General features: G+C 63.2%; 3 protein-coding genes and 1 pseudogene. All 4 read left to right on the top strand.

Annotated features, from left to right (window positions below):
* The coding region (locus tag FPV16_RS25810) for a plasmid mobilization protein (RefSeq protein ID WP_413629420.1) at window positions 1-310 on the top strand (310 nt) is incomplete at its 5' end.
* Window positions 307-768 (top strand): annotated as a pseudogene (locus FPV16_RS26515) (relaxase/mobilization nuclease domain-containing protein); the annotation flags it as partial. The gene FPV16_RS25810 and the pseudogene FPV16_RS26515, both read left to right, overlap by 4 nt.
* A 67-nt stretch (window positions 769-835) precedes the next feature.
* Window positions 836-1,192: a hypothetical protein gene (locus FPV16_RS25800; RefSeq protein ID WP_227441358.1), complete on the top strand. Its 357-nt coding sequence runs from the start codon at window positions 836-838 to the stop codon at window positions 1,190-1,192.
* A gap of 119 nt (window positions 1,193-1,311) precedes the next feature.
* The gene (locus FPV16_RS25795) at window positions 1,312-1,689 is read left to right on the top strand and encodes a hypothetical protein (protein ID WP_227441357.1); all 378 of its coding nucleotides are present in this window, start codon (window positions 1,312-1,314) and stop codon (window positions 1,687-1,689) included.
* Window positions 1,690-1,808 lie beyond the last annotated feature (119 nt).

Here is a 1,808-nt window from a genome sequence, read left to right as displayed (position 1 = left end):
GTCCGGCCAAAGTGGATCCGAATGCCGCCGCCTCACCAAGCAGGTCGGCATTCGTCTCACACCCGAAGAATACGATCGTCTGTTGGGCGAAGCCGCAGCGGCAGGCCTCACGCTGGCAGCGCTCACCCGACGCCGTCTCCTAGGACTGCACATCACGGCGCAGGTCGATGCCGAGTTGATCCGTGAACTGCGCCGTCTCGGCGGATTGGCCAAGCTCGCCATCCGTACCCCGAGCCTGCGCGAAACCGGTCATCCTGTCCTGCATGACATCCGTCGCGCCATCGATGCGCTGTCGCGGCCGGCGTCATGATCGGCAAGCAGATGCCGAAGCGTCGCGACGGCGCACTGATCGGACGGCAGATCCTAGACCTCGCCGCCTACATAGACCGTCGTGATCGCGGGGCTGACCGGGGCGACGTGCTCGCCTTCGTTCAGCTCAATCTGATCGCTGGGACGCGGTCAGGCCAGATCGCTGAATTGATCGCGACGGTGATGGGCGCGCCGCGCGCACACTCCCCGGTCGAGCACGTGGTGTTGTCATGGCGGGCCGGTGAGCAACCCAGCATCCGCCAGATCGAGCAGGCTCTGGTGATCCTGCAGGACGAGACCGGTTTACGTGGGCACGGGATGCTGTGGACGCTGCACGGCGGCAGCGACAACCTGCACCTCCATGCTCTGATCTCACGCGTCGCACCCGACGCCCAGAAGACGACCAAGGTCGCTTTCTTTCATCGCAGCTTAGGGCGCGCCGTCGCCCGCATTGAGCACGCACAAGGCTGGCAACGCGAGCCGCGCGCGCATTTCGAAGTCGTTGAGGAATGGGAAGGAGAACATCATGTCAAACAGTATGGGGGGCGCCCCCACAACCCATCCGGATTTGATCCGCATCGCGGCGACCGAGGCACAGGGGGCGCATATGGACACGGGGCAGATCCTCAAACTACTCATGGAGGGGGGAGAGGAGGCCGATCCGATCGGGGCGATCATCGACAGCCAGGACCGGGGCGCGGAGCGTCTCGAACTGATCATCAGGATGTTGATGGAACTTCAGGGAGACGTATCGCAGCTGAGGGCCAAATCGGACGTGATGGTGGCGGACATTCAGACGCTGCGCACGCAGCTCAACGTCGTTTACGGCAAGCTGGCCAACGTAACCGTGAGGCCCGCCTCCGGCGCAGGGTCGCCGCAGTAAATCTGCGGGCGTGCAACCGGAGCCGCGCTTCGCAGACGTCACCGCACGAGGATCGATCCATCCCCACAGTTGACGTGGGCATGCATGCGAGCTCGGCAACTTATCCTGCTAATGCAAACATGCAGGCAGCACGCTGCGCTCGCCTCCTTGCCGCGGTCCGAATGCGACGGGCTCATCGCACGACGCTCAGCGGCCATGCTCTCGTTCATAATATTGGACTCGGTGATGCGCTTACGGCAGGTGCTGCCGTCGCCGAGATCCGGGGTGGTGTAGAAAGTGCCGCGCGCAGGGCCATCGAGGTCGCTGGCCCCATCGTCAAACGCGTCAAATCCTGGAGCGAGTTGCATAGGGAACTCGCCCGTCAGCACATCTTGTATCAGGCAAAAGGCTCAGGCGCTGTGCTGGTACTGGACGGTGTCGTGGTCAAAGCCTCGACATTCCGCGAGGCAGGCCGCAGCAAACTCGAAAAACGCTTCGGACCATTTGAACTGACCTGACCGGTATTTTGGACCGAGCCGATTGAGAGGCTACTGCATGGTGGCGACCATGGGTAGCCGGAAGGCCAGATCCGGGAAGGTGACAGGCGCGGGCGGCCGGTAGCCCAAGGACGAATGCG

It is taken from the genome of Methylobacterium sp. W2, assembly GCF_020662345.1.
Lineage (GTDB): Bacteria > Pseudomonadota > Alphaproteobacteria > Rhizobiales > Beijerinckiaceae > Methylobacterium.
This window is presented reverse-complemented; position numbering and strand designations above follow the sequence as displayed.